Source organism: Sphingorhabdus sp. 109 (assembly GCF_902506555.1).
Taxonomy (GTDB): domain Bacteria; phylum Pseudomonadota; class Alphaproteobacteria; order Sphingomonadales; family Sphingomonadaceae; genus Parasphingorhabdus.
Map to the genome: position 1 here is coordinate 1,343,416 of NZ_LR732707.1, position 17,044 is coordinate 1,360,459.

Below are 17,044 nucleotides of genomic sequence, written 5' to 3' on the forward strand. Positions count from 1 at the left end.
ATTTAGACGCTAGCAACGCTGCATGCAGTCATTCATCCGACAGTTTTTAAAACGTCTTATACCGCCGGTCCCGGAAGCTGTCCGGGACGAGTTCGCGATATTGAGCGCGACCAGGCTGCAGAATCAGTCACGGGCCCTTTTTCTCGCCATGTTCCTGACCATTCCCTTCGTGCTCTACGCCTCCAGCGTCGGCGCCGAACCGTGGATTCGCTACGGCATGCCGCTCGCCATGGGCAGTTGCTGCCTGATCGGCTATATCTCGCTGATCAAGGACCGCAACGCTTCGGGCAGCCCGGACCAGGCCCGGCAATTCATTGCCGAAGCAACGTTTTTTTCCGCCACCATATGCGGTCTCGTCAGCATCTGGTGCGTGCTCAGCTATGTCCACGCACCGGAGAATATGAAGCTTTTCTATCCCTTCACCCTCGCCATGGGCTCGCTGACGACCATTTACACGCTGGCGACGATCAGGCTCGCGGCAATTCTCAACATCATCATAGGGATCATGCCGATCACGATCATCCTGCTGCTGTCGGGTGATCCCCTCGACTGGTCGGCCGCCGCCAGCCTGATCATGGTGACGACATTTCTATACCGGCTGATCACCCAGCAGAATGACCAGTTCATCCATATGCTGGTCCTGCAGAATGACATGAGCGAACTGGCGCATACCGATCCGCTGACCGGCCTGTTCAACCGCCGGGTTCTCGCCGAAAAGCTTGCTCGCCAGATCGACGGGGGTGATCACGAACGGCCATTTTCGGTTGCCCTGCTGGATCTAGACGGGTTCAAGCCGGTCAATGACCAGTTCGGCCATCCGGTCGGCGATCAATTGCTGGTCGAAGTCGCGCGGCGTCTCCGCCAGACCTGCGGCGACAACGGCATCGTTGCACGCATGGGCGGCGATGAATTTGCCATTCTGCTGTCACCGGAATCGGCCATTACCGACACGGCCTGCGCAGACCATTTGCTGGCCGCGCTGGTTCCCCCTTGCGTCGTTCAGGATCATGTTATCCGCGTACGGGCAAGTATCGGCATTGCCACCTGGCCGGTCGACGGCAAAAGCGCGAACAGCCTGCTCGAAGCCGCTGACAAACAGCTTTATGCCGTGAAAGACTATAGCGCCAAAGCGCAGCATTTCGTGGCAAAGAAAGCCAAAAAACTCCGCACCACTACCGGATAATCCCGGCCCGGCGCCGCGGCCCTAGTCCAGCTCTTCGGCTCGCAGCGTCTTGCGGTCCAGCTTGCCGATCATCGTCTTGGGCAGGCTGTCACGGACCACCACGCCGACGACGCGCTCATGCTTGCCCAGCTGCGGGTTGAGCCAGTCTTTCAGTTCTTCGCCGGTCACCGTGCTGCCCGGCTCCAGCGAGACATAGGCTTTCGGGCTCTCTCCGCGATAGTCGTCGGGGACGCCGATTACCAGCGCTTCCCTGACCGCCTCATGCTTGTACAGCACTTCCTCGACCTGGCTCGGAAACACCTTGAAACCCCCAACCGCGATCATGTCCTTCAGCCGGTCGACAATCTTTATATAGCCGTCTTCGTCAATCGTCGCGACATCACCGGTGCGCAGAAATCCGTCGACAAAGACCTTCTCGTCTTCATCGGGCAGATTCCAGTAGCCCTGCATCACCTGCGGTCCGGAGAAAATCAATTCGCCCGGCTCGCCATCCGGTGCGGCCTTTGTCGGGTCGGCCTTGTCGACCAGCTTGACCAATGTGCCGGGGACCGGCTGGCCGATCGTGCCGGGCTTGTTGAGCCCTTCGTAGGGATTGGCGCTGACCACGCCGCAGCTTTCGGTCAGGCCATAGCCTTCGACCAGTTTCGCGCCGGTTTTGGCCTCGAATTTGGTCTTCAGTTCCATCGGCAAAGGCGCGCCACCGGAAACACAGACCTTGAGCGACGAGAAATCGGTCTTGTCGATGTCCGGATGGTCGAGCAGCGCCTGATACATGGTCGGCACGCCCGGCATGGCGGTTATCTTGTTCCGGCCGATGGCCTTCAATGTCTGCTTCGCGTCGAAGCGCGGCAGCATCACGATTTCGCCGCCCCGCTGGACCGTGCGGTTGAGCACGGCGCTGTTGGCGAAAACATGGAAAAACGGAAGCACCCCCATCAGCCGGTCGGATTGGTCAATATAGGGATCGATATTGTTGATCTGCCGCGCGTTGGCAGTGAGATTCTGATGGCTGCACATCGCGCCCTTGGGCGTACCGGTGGTGCCGCCGGTATATTGCAGCAGGGCGATATCCCGTTCCGGACGGATATTGGGCGCCTTGTAAACGCCATCATTATCGATCAGGTCGGAAAAAGTGGTGATCCGCTCATCTTCGGGTTGCGGACTGCTCTCCTTGCGGCGAAACAGCGAGTAGAACAGCGACTTTCCCGCCGGCAGCGCCCCGGCGATGCTGCCGACCACCAGCCGTTCGAGGCTTGACTGTTCCAGCACCTTGTAAGCGGTCGGGAACAGCGCGGTAGCCGATAGCGTGAACAGAATTTTTGTTCCGCTATCCTCTACCTGATGATTGAGTTCTTCCACCGTATAGAGCGGCGAGAAGTTGACGACCGTCGCGCCGATTGCCATCGCACCGTAATAGGCACTCACATAATGCGGCACATTGGGCAGGAACAGGCCGATCCGGTCGCCCTTGCCAATCCCCATGTCCTGCAGCCCCTTGGCCACGCGGACCACGCCGGCCGCAACTTCGCTATAGCTATATTTGCGGCCCATAAAATCAAGCAGATTGGCCTCCCCGCGCCGGCCGGCAGAGCGGAAAAACATGCCGGGCATCGACAGGGGCGAGTAAAACTGATCCCAGGGCGTGGGATGATTATAATGCGATTTCCAGATCGGTGGCTGGTCGGAATTGCTGTCTGTCATTGACATTCATGTAAGTGATACCGGCTGGTCTGACAATGGAAATTGCGCCGCTAAATGGCTCCCTTTTCGGCGGCTTCGGGTGTAGAGGGCAAAGCCCATGAACGAATCCGCTCCCCAACCTGCCGCCGGCCGATCATCTCTGGTCTTCGTGTTTCTCGTTGTGCTCATCGACATGCTGGGCTTTGGCATCATCATGCCGGTCCTGCCGAAGCTGATCACCAGCATCACCGGCGACACGATATCCGATGCGGCCGTCTATGCCGGCTGGCTCGCCTTTGCCTATGCGGCGATGCAATTTGTCTTTGGTCCGGTGATCGGCAATCTGTCCGACCGTTTCGGCCGGCGTCCGGTGTTGCTCGGCGCGCTGGGCGGCTATGCCATCGCCTATTTGCTGATGGGATTTGCCGCCTCGATAATATGGCTCTTCGCCGCGCGGATCATCGCCGGCATCATGGGCGCCAGTTTCAGCACCGCCTATGCCTATATTGCCGACATCTCCCCGCCCGAAAAACGGGCGCAGAATTTTGGCCTGATCGGCGCAGCCTTCGGACTAGGTTTCATTATCGGACCGGCGCTCGGCGGCCTATTGGGTGAATATGGCGCCCGCCTGCCCTTTTTCGCAGCCAGCGCGCTCGCTGCGCTCAATCTGCTGTTCGGCTATTTCTTGCTCAAGGAAAGCCTGCCGGCCGAAAAACGGCGGCCTTTCAAGCTGGCCCGCGCCAATGCGCTGGTCGCGCTGAAAGGCCTGAGCGGCCAGAACAGGATTGTTCTGTGGTATGCATCTGCACTGACCATCTGGATGACAGCCCATGTCGTCTACCCGATCATATTTGCCTTTTATGCGATCGAAGCCTTTGGCTGGAGCGAGTGGACCGTGGGCATGGCGCTGGCCTGTGTCGGCGTCGGTGCCGCCATCGTCCAGGGCCTGCTGATCCGCGTCCTGATCCCGCGGATCGGCGAACGCAATGCGGTCATTCTCGGCGCGATATCCATGGCCGCCAGTTCGATATTCTATGTCGTGGCCGGTCCCGAGCAGGGCTGGCTGATCTTCATCGCGATACCGGTCGGATCACTGCAGGGATTGTTCCAGCCGTCGATCAACGGGCTGATGAGCAACGCCGTGTCGGACGAGACGCAAGGCGAATTGCAGGGCGCGGTCGCCAGTCTGCAAAGCACCGCCTCGGTGATCGGACCGCCACTGTTTGCTGGCGTGTTCGCCGCTTTCACCGTGGCTGGATCTCTCTATTATCTGCCCGGAGCCCCCTTCGGTCTGGCCGGGATTGTTTCTCTCGTCGCGCTGGGCGTTTTCCTGCGTGGCTATGCAATGCACTGCTCCAGCGACGAGGTCGAGCCACCGGTCGACGCCAGGTCGATCACCAGCTAGGCAGCGCTATACCAGGCGGTGCCATCCTTCATTTCCAGACGGGCGCGGCCGGTATATTCGAGATGCCGGAGCGTCGCCATTGCCTCGCCGCTGGCCATGCCGATGACGTCCGGAGTGATCGGGCGGCGGAACAGATAGGGAAAGCTGTCGACCACGCGCTTGGGGCTTTCGCGCAGCCCCTGTTCCAGATCATCGAGCGCTTCATTATGCCGCTCGGCCAGCGCATCGAGCCGTTGATGCGCACCGAGAAACGGACGGCCATGGGCGGGCAGAATGAGCAAATCATTGTCCAGTTCCGCGCGGAACCGGTCGATACTGGCCAGCCATTCGCCCAGCGGGTCGCTGGTCGGTTCGCTGAGCATGGTCGAGATATTGGACGTGATCCGCGGCAAAATCTGGTCGCCGGAAATCATCACCTTGGCGCTGTCGTCGATCAGGCAGGCATGTTCGGGGGTGTGGCCGTTGCCGATCATTACCCGCCATTCATGATCGCCGGTTTTGAGCCTAGTGCCCTCTTCCATGCGGATATGGCCGATTGGCAGGTCGGACACGGCGCGGGCGAAACGGCCCCAGCCTTTTTTGGCGAAATCGTCGATCAGAGGCTGTTCCCAGCCGCAAAATTGCCACTCGTCGAGTGCCTCCTGCGGCACGCCATCGCGCTTGTCGGCCAGCAGCATGCGGGTCAGCAGCCACTCGGTGCGATTCATGTGCAAGGGCGCCTTGAACCGATTGGCCAGCCAGCCGGCGCAGCCGACATGGTCGGGATGATAATGGGTTACGATGATCTTGGTGGCGCTCTGCCCGTGCAGCGCGCCCTCGTCGAACAGATGTTTCCAGGCGTCGATCACCTGCGGCATGAACAGTCCGGTATCGGCTATCGCAAAGCCGGTGCTGCCATCAGCATGCCGGTCGGCGAGCACCCAGTTGTTGATATGGCCAAGCGGCCCGGGCACCGGCGTCCGGGTCCAGCCGATGCCGGGCATCAGTTCAAAATATTCGCCGAATTTCGGTTCATAGTCGCCGAGCGGATAGGTCAGTCCATCCGATTCAATCGGATCAAAGCCGTGATCGGCGAGCATGGCGTCATAGGCAGGCGGTTTTCGGGGTGCATCCATGGATTGATCATAGACCTATCGTCCGGACAAGCGCAAGGCAGTTTAACCGGTTAGTTAAACCCTGTTTTTGATAGGACAAAAACCCGCAATGCGTTCTGCGCAAACGGAAAAAGCCGGCGCTTCTGCACCGACTCTTTCAATATTCCTGTATTGCGGCGCGAAGCCAGACCTGTTGCTCAGCGGTCCTTGAACAGCGTTTCTGCAGTATGTTCGACCGGTGCGGCTTCTTCCTCGCCCTCGCCCGCCAGCGCGGCTTCGGCATCGCGGACCGCCTGCGCCCGTTCTTCCTGCAGTTCGGCAATCAGCGCTTCCTTGTCACCGCCCAATTTGGCGTCATCGGCGATATCCGGTTCGATACCGGCCTTTTTGGCGGCCTTGGCAACCACGGCATCGAGCTCTCGCTGCGAGCAGAGGCCCAGGGTCACCGGATCTTTGGGCGAGATATTGGCGATATTCCAATGCTCGCGATCGCGGATTGCGCTGATCGTGGTCCGGGTTGTGCCGATCAGCTTGCCGACCTGCGCATCGGAAATTTCCGGATGATTGCGCAGCAGCCAGGCAATCCCGTCGGGCTTGTCCTGACGCTTGGAAACCGGCGTATAGCGGGGTCCCTTGGTGCGGCGTACCTGCTCCGGACCTTTCTGGATAACCATGCGGTAATCCGGGTCTTTCTCTGCTTTCTCGATTTCCTCGTGGGTCAGTTCGTGCGCCTGCACCGGATCGCGTCCGGTATATTTGGAGCTGGCGAGATCATCCGCCATCGCGTTGACTTCGAGAATATGAATACCGCAAAATTCGGCGATCTGGTCAAAGCTGAGCGCCGTATTGTCCACAAGCCAGCTGGCGGTTGCATGCGGCATAAGAGGGGTTGCTTGTTCGGCCATGATGGCATCCTTCTGATAACTGGCGTTTTTGTGCCAGCGATACTATAAAAATAAAGGGCCGCCCCCTTGCGGAGACGGCCTGTTGGGAGCCTATGTAGGTTATCCGGAGGGAGTCGGCAAGATATTTGGCTAAACCCGCGCAAATATTGCCTTTGCGAGGATCCTGCGGGACATGTGGCAATCGACGCGCTGGTCCTGCGATACCAGCCCGCTGACAAACTGGCTGGCGCTTGCATCCCAGCTATATCGGGCGCCAAGGGCAATACAATCGACGGGATCCAGAGCCAGGGCATTCCGGATAGCCAGATTCAGGTCATCGTGCATGACGCCGCTTTCCGGCGTCAGGATATCGACCGGGCCGGTTACCGGAAAGGCCGCAACCGGCGTGCCGCTGGCCAGCGCCTCGATGATCACCAGACCGAAGGTGTCGGTCTTGCTGGGGAAGACAAAAACATCCGCGCCGGCATAATAGCCAGCCAGTTCCTGACCGGATTTTCTGCCGGCAAAATGCACCCCGGGATAGCGCGCCTGCAGTCCTTCCAGCGCCGGCCCATCGCCGACCACAACCTTTGTGCCCGGCTCACTGCTGTCGAGAAAAGCTTCGATATTCTTCTCGATTGCCACCCGCCCGACATAGAGCTGGATCGGCCGCACGAGATGTTCATATTCCGGCGGCCGAGCCGCGTCGGGGTGAAAATTTGCGAGGTCGACGCCGCGGCTCCAATGATGGACATGGGACAGACTTTCGCGCTTCAGCTGGTCACGGACGCTCTGGGTCGAAACCATGATTGCTTCCGCCGCCCGGTGGAACCAGCGGATATAGGGCCAGAAAAGACGCGGTGACAACTTCGTGCGTCGTGCGATATACTCCGGGAACTGTGTATGATAAGCCGTTGTAAAAGGATGATTGTTGCGGCGACACCAGCGCCGGGCCTGGATGCATAGCGGGCCTTCGGTGGCGAGATGGACAGCATCCGCGCCAAAATCCGCTATGCGCCTGCCAATGGTTCGGGCCCGGGCAAAGGCCAGCCGGATTTCCGGATAGCTGGGCGCGGCAACAGACCGGTACTGATCGGGCGAAATCACCAATATCTCATGCCCTCTGGCCCGCAACAATGTGACCACCATATCGAGGGTTCGAACGACGCCATTGACCTGCGGATGCCACGCATCGGTCACCAGCGCGATTTTCATGCCGCCTGGTCCATGCCATTGCCGTCGACCGACACCAGCCTGGCCGGTCGCTCCTCGCGCCCCTTGCGTGCGTTGACTTCATCGGCCCAATGCAGGATTTGCATCGTGCCGTCGTCGCATTCGACCAGCGCCGTGCATCCTTCGACCCAGTCGCCGTCATTATAATATTCGACGCCCTTGATCACACGGTGCTCGGCGGTATGAATATGGCCGCAGACAACGCCGTCGACGCCGCGACTTTCCGCAGCCTTGGCCACGGTTTCCTCATAACGCCCGATAAATTCAACCGCGTTCTTGACCCGGTGCTTGGCCATTTTGGAAAGCGACCAGTAAGGCAGGTCAAACCAGTTGCGGACCTTGTTGACCAGCCAGTTGACCCGCATCAGCGACACATAGGCAGCGTCGCCGATAACAGCGAGCCAGCGATGCGCGAGCATCACCGTATCGAATTCGTCGCCGTGCAGGACCAGCAGGCGCCGCCCGTCAGCCGTCTCGTGGATCGCCGACCGCCGGATTTCGACACCGCCGAAATTCAGCCCGGTGAACTGGCGAAACATCTCGTCGTGATTGCCGGGAATATAGACGATGCGGGTCCCCCGCCGCGCCCGTTTCAATATCCGCCAGATGATATCATTGTGACCGTCCGGCCAGAAAAACTTCTTCTTCAGCCGCCAGCCGTCGATGATATCCCCGACCAGATAGAGGGTGTCGCTGTCGACATGGTCGAGAAAATCGATCAACAGATCCGCGTTGCAGCCGCGGGTGCCGAGATGGATATCGGATATCCAGATCGTCCGGTAACGGGTCCGTTCGCTTGCCGACACGCTGGGTTTGCGTTTGAGCCGCGCCTCGTAGCGATCGACATCGAGCAGCGGAACATCAGCTTTGTTGAAGGGGGGAAAATATTTGGCCATAAAAACTCCCATGGAGACTATCCCATGGCCCCGCCCCTAGCAGTCGTATATTACAGCAAAGTCCCGAATTTATGAAGCTTTGGTGACGGAAAAGTCAGGCTTCGAGATATAATCGCACCTGGGTCTGGAGATGCGGAACAGCCTGATCGGTCGCCAGAAATTCGGCGACCGGCATAGTGGTCCAGCCCTGCCCCTCGTCGCCGAATTTAATGTCGTCCAGTATCTCCCGCGACAGGCGGCAGACGAAGAAGAGAGCCTGATGACCCGAGCCGCGCCAGTTCGGATAGGATTGAACCGGCTCGAAGCGGGCGACCGCGATGCTTATGCCGAATTCTTCCCATGTCTCACGCGCGACGCATTCCGCACCGCTCTCGCCATTTTCGCGTCCGCCACCGGGCAGATCGAGCATATCGGGAAAGGGAATATCCGGCCGGTTGTCGCGGCGATAGACCAGGATATGATCATCGATGAACAGGGCGACCTTGGCGCCATGAAAGTCAGGCTCGCCGGTCATCCCCATATCATCCCGATTGCTGCTTCTATTCGACCTTCAGGACGATCTTGCCGATATGGTCACCCGCTTCCATATGGGCGTGCGCCCTGGCGGCATCGGCCAGCGGGAAACATTCGTCCATCACCGGTTTCAGCTTGCCCGCCTCGACATCCGGCCAGACATAGCGATAGATTTCGTCCGCCATCAGCGCCTTGCGCTCGGCCGACTGTGGTCGCAGCGTCGAACCGGTCAGGGTCAGCCGTTTCATCATGACGTGCGCCATGTTTATGGTTGCCTGCAACCCGCCCTGCACCGCGATGGTCACATGACGGCCGTCTTCCTTCAGACATTGCAGATTGCGCGCGACATAATCGCCGGCCACCATGTCGAGCACGATTTCGACGCCCTGCCCGTCGGTGATTTTCTTGATTTCCTCGACAAAATCCTGGCTCTTGTAATTGATCGCATGATCGGCGCCGATCTGCTTGGCGGCGGTGCATTTCTGGTCGCTGCCACAGGTCACGATCATCTTGAGACCGAACAGCTTGCCAAGCTTGATCGCCATTGTGCCGATGCCGCTGGTGCCGCCGTGGACCAGCACGGTTTCGTCTTCACGCGCGAAGCCGCGGTTGAACAGATTGCCCCATACGGTGAACAGGGTCTCCGGCAGCGCGGCTGCCTCTTCCATGGTCAGGCTGTCGGGTACCTCGAGACATTGTCCCACCGGGGCAACGCAATATTCGGCATAGCCGCCACCATTGGTCAGAGCGCAAATCCTGCGGCCGATCCATTCCGGCCCGACACCCTCACCCATCGCAACAACGGTTCCGGACACTTCCAGTCCGGGCAGCGGCGAAGCACCGGGCGGTACCGGATAAAAGCCCATGCGTTGAACCACATCGGGCCGGTTTACGCCTGCGGCCGCGACCCGGATCAGCACCTCGTCCGGCTTGGGTTCAGGGACTTCAACGGTCACCGGTTTCAGGACTTCCGGTCCGCCATGCTCGCTGATTGCGATAGCGGTCATCTCTTTTTGCAACAGTTCAGATACAGGCATTGATTGTCCCCCAGGAAATTTGCGAGCTCCCTTAATCCCGGCCCTTATTGACAGCAAAGCACGGGCGGTCAACATTGCGATGCAGGAGGTTTGTCGATTCATGGATGATAACGAGGATTTACCCCGCAACGCCAACGACCCCGTGGCCTTATTGGTCAAACAGGATCTCGATCCGTTGTCGGTGGACGAACTGGACCAGCGGATTTCGCTTTTGAAATCGGAAATAAGCCGTTGCGAAGCCAAGAAAAGCTTCGCGGTAAGCCATCGCGCGAGCGCGGAAAATCTGTTCAAAAAGTGATAAAGGCTGGCTTTCGCTAAAGCATTTGTTAACCTTGTTTAATAATAGTCGGGTTCAGACGTTTCATTTTGGACCGTATAGGAGAAGCGGGACGAAAAACTGGCAGCTTTGGCCGGATGGATGCAGATCACAAGCCCGGCGCCCTTGATCTTTGGGGCGCGGCGCACGATCTAGAAAGCAAGTCATTGGTTAAAGCCCGGAACCGGATGAACCGCATCTGTTCCGGCAAGCGGGACGCTCAAGACGTCCCAAATTTGGAGTATTATTAATGCCATCATTCGCGGAATCGCTCGAGAAAACCCTGCATCAGGCGCTGAAAAATGCCGCCGATCGCAACCATGAATATGCGACTCTCGAGCATCTTCTTCTCGCACTGGTTGACGATGGCGATGCTTCCCAGGTCATGAACGCCTGCGGCGTCGATCTGGGTGAACTGGAAGACGCCGTCATTCTCTATCTCGACAGCGAACTGGATTCGCTGAAAGTGGAAAAAGCAATCGACCCATCCCCGACATCCGGATTCCAGCGGGTCGTGCAGCGGGCGATTCTCCATGTCCAGTCGTCCGGCAAGGATGAAGTCACGGGCGCCAATGTGCTGGTCGCGCTTTTTTCCGAGCGGGAAAGCTATGCCGTCTATTTTCTGCAGCAGCAGGATATGAGCCGCCTCGATGCGGTCAGCTTCATTAGCCACGGTGTCGGCAAGGGAGGCAACACGCCCGAGCCGGCCGAATTGTCCGGCATGGAGAACGAAGAGGATAAAAAGGACAAGAACAAGAAAGAGACAGCGCTCGACCAGTTTACGGTTAACCTGAACGCCAAGGCCGAAGACGGCCGGATTGATCCGCTGATCGGGCGGCAGGCAGAGGTCGATCGCACGGTGCAGATCCTGTGCCGGCGTTCGAAGAACAACCCGCTCTATGTCGGCGAGCCCGGGGTTGGCAAAACCGCCATCGCCGAAGGACTGGCCCTGCGTATTGTCGAAGAAAATGTCCCCGACGTCCTGAAACCGGCGGTCATCTACTCGCTCGACATGGGCGCGCTGCTGGCCGGAACCCGCTATCGCGGCGATTTCGAGGAACGGCTGAAGCAGGTCGTGTCGGAACTGGAAAAAATGCCGGATGCGATTCTGTTCATCGACGAAATTCACACGGTGATCGGTGCCGGTGCCACCAGCGGCGGCGCGATGGATGCGTCCAACCTGCTGAAACCGGCACTGTCCGGCGGCGTCATCCGCTGCATCGGGTCGACCACCTACAAGGAATTCCGCAACCATTTCGAAAAGGACCGCGCCCTGCTGCGGCGTTTCCAGAAAATCGACATCAACGAACCGTCGGTCGAGGATACGATCAAGATTCTCGCCGGCCTGCGCGGTGCCTTTGAAGAGCATCACAAGGTTCGTTACGCACCGGACGCGCTGAAATCGGCGGTGGAACTGTCGACCCGCTATATCAACGACCGGAAGCTGCCGGACAAGGCGATCGACGTGATTGACGAGGTTGGCGCGATGCAGATGCTGTTGCCACCTTCGCGTCGCAAGAAGATGATCACCACCAAGGATATCGAGGCCGTGATCGCAACGATGGCGCGCATCCCGCCGAAATCCGTGTCGAAAGACGACAAGCAGACGCTCGAGAATCTCGAACGGAACCTCAAGCGAGTGGTCTTTGGCCAGGATGCTGCAATCAGCAAGCTGTCCAGCGCGATCAAATTGTCCCGTGCGGGGCTGCGCGAACCGGACAAGCCGATCGGCAACTATCTGTTCAGCGGCCCGACCGGCGTCGGCAAGACCGAAGTCGCCCGGCAATTGTCATCGATCATGGGCATTCCGCTCAAGCGTTTCGACATGTCGGAATATATGGAACGCCACAGCGTTTCCCGCCTGATCGGCGCGCCTCCGGGCTATGTCGGCTATGACCAGGGCGGCCTGCTGACCGATGCGATCGACCAGAATCCGCATTGCGTGCTGCTGCTCGACGAAATCGAGAAAGCGCATCCGGACTTGTTCAACATCCTGCTGCAGGTGATGGATAACGGCAAGCTGACCGATCACCACGGCAAGACCGTTGATTTCCGCAATGTCGTGCTGATCATGACCACCAACGCCGGCGCGTCCGACATGGCCAAGGAAGGCATCGGCTTTGGTAATATGTCCAAGGAAGATGCCGGCGACGAGGCGGTGAAGAAAATGTTCACCCCCGAATTCCGCAACCGTCTGGATGCGATCGTGCCCTTTGCCTATCTGCCGCCGGAAGTGGTGTCGCGGGTTGTCGAGAAATTCATTCTCGAACTCGAACTGCAACTGGCCGACCAGAATGTGCATATCACGCTGGACGAGGATGCCCAGGCATGGCTCACCGAGCGCGGTTATGACAAGCTCTACGGTGCCCGTCCGATGGGCCGCCTGATCCAGGAAAAGATCAAGCAGCCGCTCGCCGAGGAACTGCTGTTCGGCAAGCTCAAGAACGGCGGCGAGGTCAAGGTGCATTTGAAGGACAATGAACTGACATTTGAAGTCACCGCCGCCGCACCCAAGGCGAAGAAGAAGAAAAAGCCGGCGAAGAAAACCGCCGACAGCAAGGCGAAGTAATTCGCCCCGAAAGCGGCTGGCAAGCCCCTGAAAACGAAAACGGCGCGGTTGATCCCGCGCCGTTTTTACCAGTCATGATGCCGCGCCAACCGCTCCGGTGGCAGGAAGGCCATTCCAATCAGTTCCGCATCACGGACCTAAGCGTCCATCCCGCAACGATGCCGATTACTGCTTCGCCGCCGCATCCTCGGAAAAATGACCCCAGTACCAGCCGGCATATTTGTAGCGGAACCGGGCGGTCTTTTCGTCATTTTCGGCCGCTTCGATCTGCCCCAGCTTGCGATGTGCGCGCGACCGGAGATGATAAACATAGCCGCGGCGGTCGCTGACCTTGATCGATTTGTCCAGATCATCGATGGCCAGCTGATATTCCCCGCGCTGGTAATAGACCAGAGCGCGGATGAAATGATAATAGGAACTGCGTTCGGCCAGTTCGATCATATTGGTACAGTCGGCCAGCGCCAGATCGAGAGCGGTTTTCTCCATCGCCCGCAACAGGCAGCGGTCGGCGAGATAGCCCGCATTATCCGGTTCCTCGTCGACCAGATCATTGATGATCGCCATGGCCTCGTCGAATTTGCCTTCGGCCTGCAATATCTCGATATGGATCGAATCAAAGCTGGTTTCGGTGAGGCCGGCATCTTTTGCCCGTTCCAACACCGCATGGGCCTCGTCATAATCTCCCAGACGCACATGCAACCTGATCAGATCAAGCAAGGCGTCAAAATAGGCCGGCTTGATCTCGATCGCACTGGAATAGGCGGCAATTGCGGCCGCCGGATCGGAGCCGAGCTTCAGGTCACCAAGCCATTTATAATTTTCGGCATCGGAGTTGATCGCCAGAGCGCTTTCCACATCGGCAATCGCGTTATCATATTCCCCCAATATCTGATGGAAATAGGCGCGATTGATTAGGGCGTCGTCATCGTCCTCCTTGGCATTGGCGACATGCTGATCGAAAGCCGCGCGATGCCCCTCCACTTGTCCCGACCGCTTGAAATCTTCTACCTCGCGCCACGGTAATACCCGGTCCTCGGGGAGAATGATTTTCACTCCATCCCGGTTGAGGCGCGCCAGCTTTCGCCGTTCGGTCTCGAACGCTTCCGCCGGCAATTCCCAACGGCCGGTATGATATTCTTCCTCCGAAACAATCTGGTTGCCGTCCTTATATGCCGAGCGGCTGAACTGGAAACCGGCAATTTCCGAACTGCTTTCCGCCAGACCTTCGAGGGATGCTCCGTTATATCGCTCGGGCAGAATGTAGTTGGTCCGGTACTGAAAATATATCGGATAGCTCATATTGACCGGCAAGCCGCGCAATTCTTCTTCATCACGGGTTTTCTGGACCTTGAAATTGTCAGACACACTCCACAGTTCATGCCGGTGCCTGCCGGTTTTGATATCCCAGTCAAGATAGGACAGCCCCTTGGCCGTCAGATATCCGGTTTCCTCTTCCTCATCAAAGGTGAAGCTGGTTTCGTAGACAAGCCCGTCGAGCACGTACCCCAGGGCGGTTTCCTCGCGCAGTTCCTTCACCTTCTCTTCCGAAAACTGCGCCATGGCATTTTTCAGTGCTGTGGCATCGCTGTCGCGAAGTGTGGCCTGGAGTTCGAAGGCGGCCGGAAGATCGGTACCCGCTGTCACGTCATAGGTAACGATGACCGTCTGAAAGGGCCGGCCCGGGCGGCGAATGGGAATTTCTTCCAGTTCGGCACCATTTCGGACGCTCGGCAAGCCGTAGCGATGGGTCGGAGAGTTGACCATGTCATCGATCCGCGTACCGCTGCCGGTGCCATCGAGCCAATAATCCGTACCGTCTATTTCCGCCTTCACAATGATATGATCGAAGGCCTGGAACGAAGGCAGTCTTTCCTTGACGATATCGCGCTGGCTGGCGCTGACCAGCATCGGCACAGCCTTGATATCGAGCCGGCGCAGGATTGCGAGCAGCAAATAGGTTTTCGCCTTGCAGTCACCATAGCGTAGCTTCCAGGTTTCCTCCGGCTGCTGCGGAGTGTAATTGCCAAATCCCATGCCGTTATAAAGGTAGCGGATCTTGTCCTGAACCAGCCGTAGCGCGAGCGCCGTCCGCTGCTTCTTGTCGCGCGTCTGAGCGGCAATCGCCTGGATTTCCTGATCAAGGGCACCCCCCTTCACGATGCCGTCCTTGCGGGGATATAGGGCCGCATTGACGCGCGAGACATCTTTCCACGATGCAAAGCTGGCCACTTCAAAAAGACTGCGGTCCTTGAACCGCATTGGCGCATCTTTGGGGATTTCAACGTCCGGTGCCTTGGAGCGATAATCGACCTCCAGATTCGTCCAGCCCGCCTCGTTCGTGATCACCGGCACGATTTCGGCCTTGGAACCGCGCCATTTGACATCCATCTCGACCGGCCAGCGAATCCGCTGGCGAACGAAATCGACCTTGACATCCTCGCTAGCGAAGCCGCCAGCGGCCTGTACCCGCCCGGCAAGCGCATCATTGGCCGAGGTAACGGTGTAGCTCATCCGGACAATGTCATCCAGTTGCAGATCCTCGACCTGCGAAATGGCAGTGAGCATACCGTTGATCTGTTGCCGCTCCAGATTTTTTTCCCGGCGGATCACATCGAAAATATTGTCGACTTTCGTAAGGTCGATCACGTCGTCACCGCGGATAATCTGGTATCGGTGAACAGTCAGATCGCCCTGGTCCGGATGCCAGCTAGGGCTTAACAGCGACAGCATATTCGCCATGGTTTTGGTAGAATCGATACGCACGGCTACGTCGTGATAGGAAGAGACCTTGCCATGTTCCAGTTGCCGCTGGATATCCAGAATTACCAATATGGCTTCGCTCCCGGGATTATCGTCGAGAACACGATTGATATCCGCGGATTCCACCCATGATCCCGGCTGATCGAACCGGAGGTCGGCAGATGCAGTCGCGGAGGATGCCGACATCAAGTAAAAAGCGCCGACAAGCGCCAGATAAAATTGCTTCATTAGCTGTGTTTTGCCCCTATATTTTCCCCACCTTATTCGGATCACTAGTAATAACAAGTCGTTGTTGGCTAAATCGGGACCATCCGGATATATTCGCCAACAGCGTCGCCGTTACCGGCAGCGCATAGCGGATGCGACAGCCCGGCATTCAACCGCTGCTGTCGATCCGCAGGGAGCGGGTCGCATTGCTGATCAGGAAATTGGCTTCGTCCGCCCGGATCGCGGCAATCACCTCGGGATCGGAAAGCCTGGCCAGAAACAGATCATAATCCTGCTGCCCCGCAAAATGGATTTCCGTGATCACATCAAATCCGGGATCGGCTTGCATCGCATCTATCCGGCTTTGCGACCGGTCCAGATAATGGCGCTGATAATGGGCGAACATCGGCAGCAGCCGCTTGATCAACGGCACATGACGGGTCTCGTAATAGTCCCGAAAATCCGCTTCCGACACCTCCGGTTTTTTCGATATCAGAAAGAAATGCTTGATCATTAAGGGTCTCCCGTTCGCTGCTGTCCTCTGTTAATCATCCATCCCAAAGGAGGGAGAAAAATATGTCCACTATCAGCTTTTACACCAACCCGATGTCACGCGGCCAGATAGCGCGCTGGGCGCTGCACGAGGCGGGGGCAGATTATGAACAGGTCTTGCTTGATTATGGCACGACGATGAAGGCGGATGACTATCTCGCCATCAATCCGATGGGCAAGGTTCCGGCGATAGCGCACAACGGCAAGGTGGTGACCGAAGGCCCCGCCATCTGTGCCTATCTTGCAGCGGCCTTCCCGGAAGCGGGCCTCGCTCCGGGCGTCGACGAGCAGGCGGACTATTTCCGCTGGCTGTTCTTTACCGCCGGCCCCGTCGAAGCGGCGATCACCAACCGCACGCTAGGTTTTGACGTGCCACCCGACAAGGAGAGGACCGCCGGTTACGGCAATTATGATCGCGTGGTCGACGTTCTGGACAACAAGTTTCAAAGCGATCCCTATGTCTGCGGCTCTCGCTTCACCATGGCGGATGTCTATGTCGGCGCGCAGGTTATCTGGGGAACGCAATTCGGCACTTTGCCGACCCGGGAAAGCTTCGTCGCCTATGCGGCGCGACTGATCGACCGTGACGCCTATAAGGCAGCAAAGGCTATTGATGACGGCCTGATTGCCGAGAACAGCTGACCAGCCGTTCAGGGCGACGAAAAAGGCCAGAGGGGCGTTCCCGTCTGGCCTTTTTTCTTGCCCGCTCAAGAAT

Annotated in this window: 14 protein-coding genes; 5 read left to right on the forward strand and 9 right to left on the reverse strand. The window is 58.2% G+C overall.

What is annotated here, in order from left to right:
- Window positions 1-22: 22 nt before the first annotated feature.
- Entirely contained in the window at window positions 23-1,183 is a 1,161-nt protein-coding gene (locus BOSE62_RS06440) for a GGDEF domain-containing protein (RefSeq protein WP_159643424.1), read from the forward strand.
- Between the two features lie 21 nt (window positions 1,184-1,204).
- Here the strand turns inward: BOSE62_RS06440 and BOSE62_RS06445 are convergent, their stop codons facing one another.
- Window positions 1,205-2,884 (reverse strand): long-chain-fatty-acid--CoA ligase, encoded by a 1,680-nt coding sequence (locus tag BOSE62_RS06445; protein ID WP_159643426.1) that lies wholly within the window; start codon window positions 2,882-2,884, stop codon window positions 1,205-1,207.
- A 97-nt stretch (window positions 2,885-2,981) separates the two neighbouring features.
- Between BOSE62_RS06445 and BOSE62_RS06450 the strand changes: the two genes are divergently transcribed.
- The gene (locus BOSE62_RS06450) at window positions 2,982-4,268 is read left to right on the forward strand and encodes a TCR/Tet family MFS transporter (protein WP_159643428.1); all 1,287 of its coding nucleotides are present in this window, start codon (window positions 2,982-2,984) and stop codon (window positions 4,266-4,268) included.
- Here the strand turns inward: BOSE62_RS06450 and BOSE62_RS06455 are convergent.
- The 6 genes from BOSE62_RS06455 to BOSE62_RS06480 form a co-directional block, all read right to left on the reverse strand.
- The gene (locus BOSE62_RS06455; RefSeq protein WP_159643430.1) at window positions 4,265-5,383 is read right to left on the reverse strand and encodes an MBL fold metallo-hydrolase; all 1,119 of its coding nucleotides are present in this window, start codon (window positions 5,381-5,383) and stop codon (window positions 4,265-4,267) included. The genes BOSE62_RS06450 and BOSE62_RS06455 overlap by 4 nt on opposite strands.
- A gap of 176 nt (window positions 5,384-5,559) precedes the next feature.
- Entirely contained in the window at window positions 5,560-6,243 is a 684-nt protein-coding gene (locus BOSE62_RS06460) for a DUF1013 domain-containing protein (protein ID WP_159647928.1), read from the reverse strand.
- A 153-nt stretch (window positions 6,244-6,396) separates the two neighbouring features.
- On the reverse strand, window positions 6,397-7,461 hold the full coding sequence (locus BOSE62_RS06465; RefSeq protein ID WP_159643432.1) for a glycosyltransferase family 4 protein: 1,065 nt from the start codon (window positions 7,459-7,461) through the stop codon (window positions 6,397-6,399).
- The gene (locus BOSE62_RS06470; protein ID WP_159643434.1) at window positions 7,458-8,375 is read right to left on the reverse strand and encodes a UDP-2,3-diacylglucosamine diphosphatase; all 918 of its coding nucleotides are present in this window, start codon (window positions 8,373-8,375) and stop codon (window positions 7,458-7,460) included. Before BOSE62_RS06470 ends, BOSE62_RS06465 begins: the two co-directional genes overlap by 4 nt.
- 94 nt (window positions 8,376-8,469) lie before the next feature.
- A complete protein-coding gene (locus BOSE62_RS06475; RefSeq protein WP_159643436.1) occupies window positions 8,470-8,889 on the reverse strand; it encodes an NUDIX hydrolase in 420 nt (139 codons plus the stop codon).
- A gap of 25 nt (window positions 8,890-8,914) precedes the next feature.
- Window positions 8,915-9,895: an NAD(P)H-quinone oxidoreductase gene (locus BOSE62_RS06480; RefSeq protein ID WP_328799761.1), complete on the reverse strand. Its 981-nt coding sequence runs from the start codon at window positions 9,893-9,895 to the stop codon at window positions 8,915-8,917.
- 130 nt (window positions 9,896-10,025) lie between these two features.
- On the opposite strand from BOSE62_RS06480, the gene BOSE62_RS06485 reads away from it, so the two are divergent.
- Window positions 10,026-10,223, forward strand: a complete 198-nt coding sequence (locus BOSE62_RS06485; RefSeq protein ID WP_159643440.1) for a DUF1192 domain-containing protein — start codon at window positions 10,026-10,028, stop codon at window positions 10,221-10,223.
- A 268-nt stretch (window positions 10,224-10,491) separates the two neighbouring features.
- On the forward strand, window positions 10,492-12,810 hold the full coding sequence (gene clpA / locus BOSE62_RS06490; RefSeq protein WP_159643442.1) for an ATP-dependent Clp protease ATP-binding subunit ClpA: 2,319 nt from the start codon (window positions 10,492-10,494) through the stop codon (window positions 12,808-12,810).
- A gap of 165 nt (window positions 12,811-12,975) precedes the next feature.
- Here the strand turns inward: clpA and BOSE62_RS06495 are convergent, their stop codons facing one another.
- Together BOSE62_RS06495 and BOSE62_RS06500 are read right to left on the reverse strand one after the other, a co-directional pair.
- Complete coding sequence (locus BOSE62_RS06495) at window positions 12,976-15,798, reverse strand: DUF3857 domain-containing protein (RefSeq protein ID WP_159643444.1); 2,823 nt, start codon at window positions 15,796-15,798, stop codon at window positions 12,976-12,978.
- A gap of 148 nt (window positions 15,799-15,946) precedes the next feature.
- Window positions 15,947-16,291, reverse strand: coding sequence for an EthD domain-containing protein (locus BOSE62_RS06500; RefSeq protein WP_159643446.1), 345 nt, complete (start codon window positions 16,289-16,291; stop codon window positions 15,947-15,949).
- Window positions 16,292-16,353: 62 nt separating this feature from the next.
- On the opposite strand from BOSE62_RS06500, the gene BOSE62_RS06505 reads away from it, so the two are divergent.
- Window positions 16,354-16,971 carry a glutathione S-transferase family protein gene (locus BOSE62_RS06505; RefSeq protein ID WP_159643448.1) on the forward strand — a complete coding sequence of 206 codons (618 nt, stop codon included), beginning with the start codon at window positions 16,354-16,356 and terminating at the stop codon, window positions 16,969-16,971.
- Window positions 16,972-17,044 lie beyond the last annotated feature (73 nt).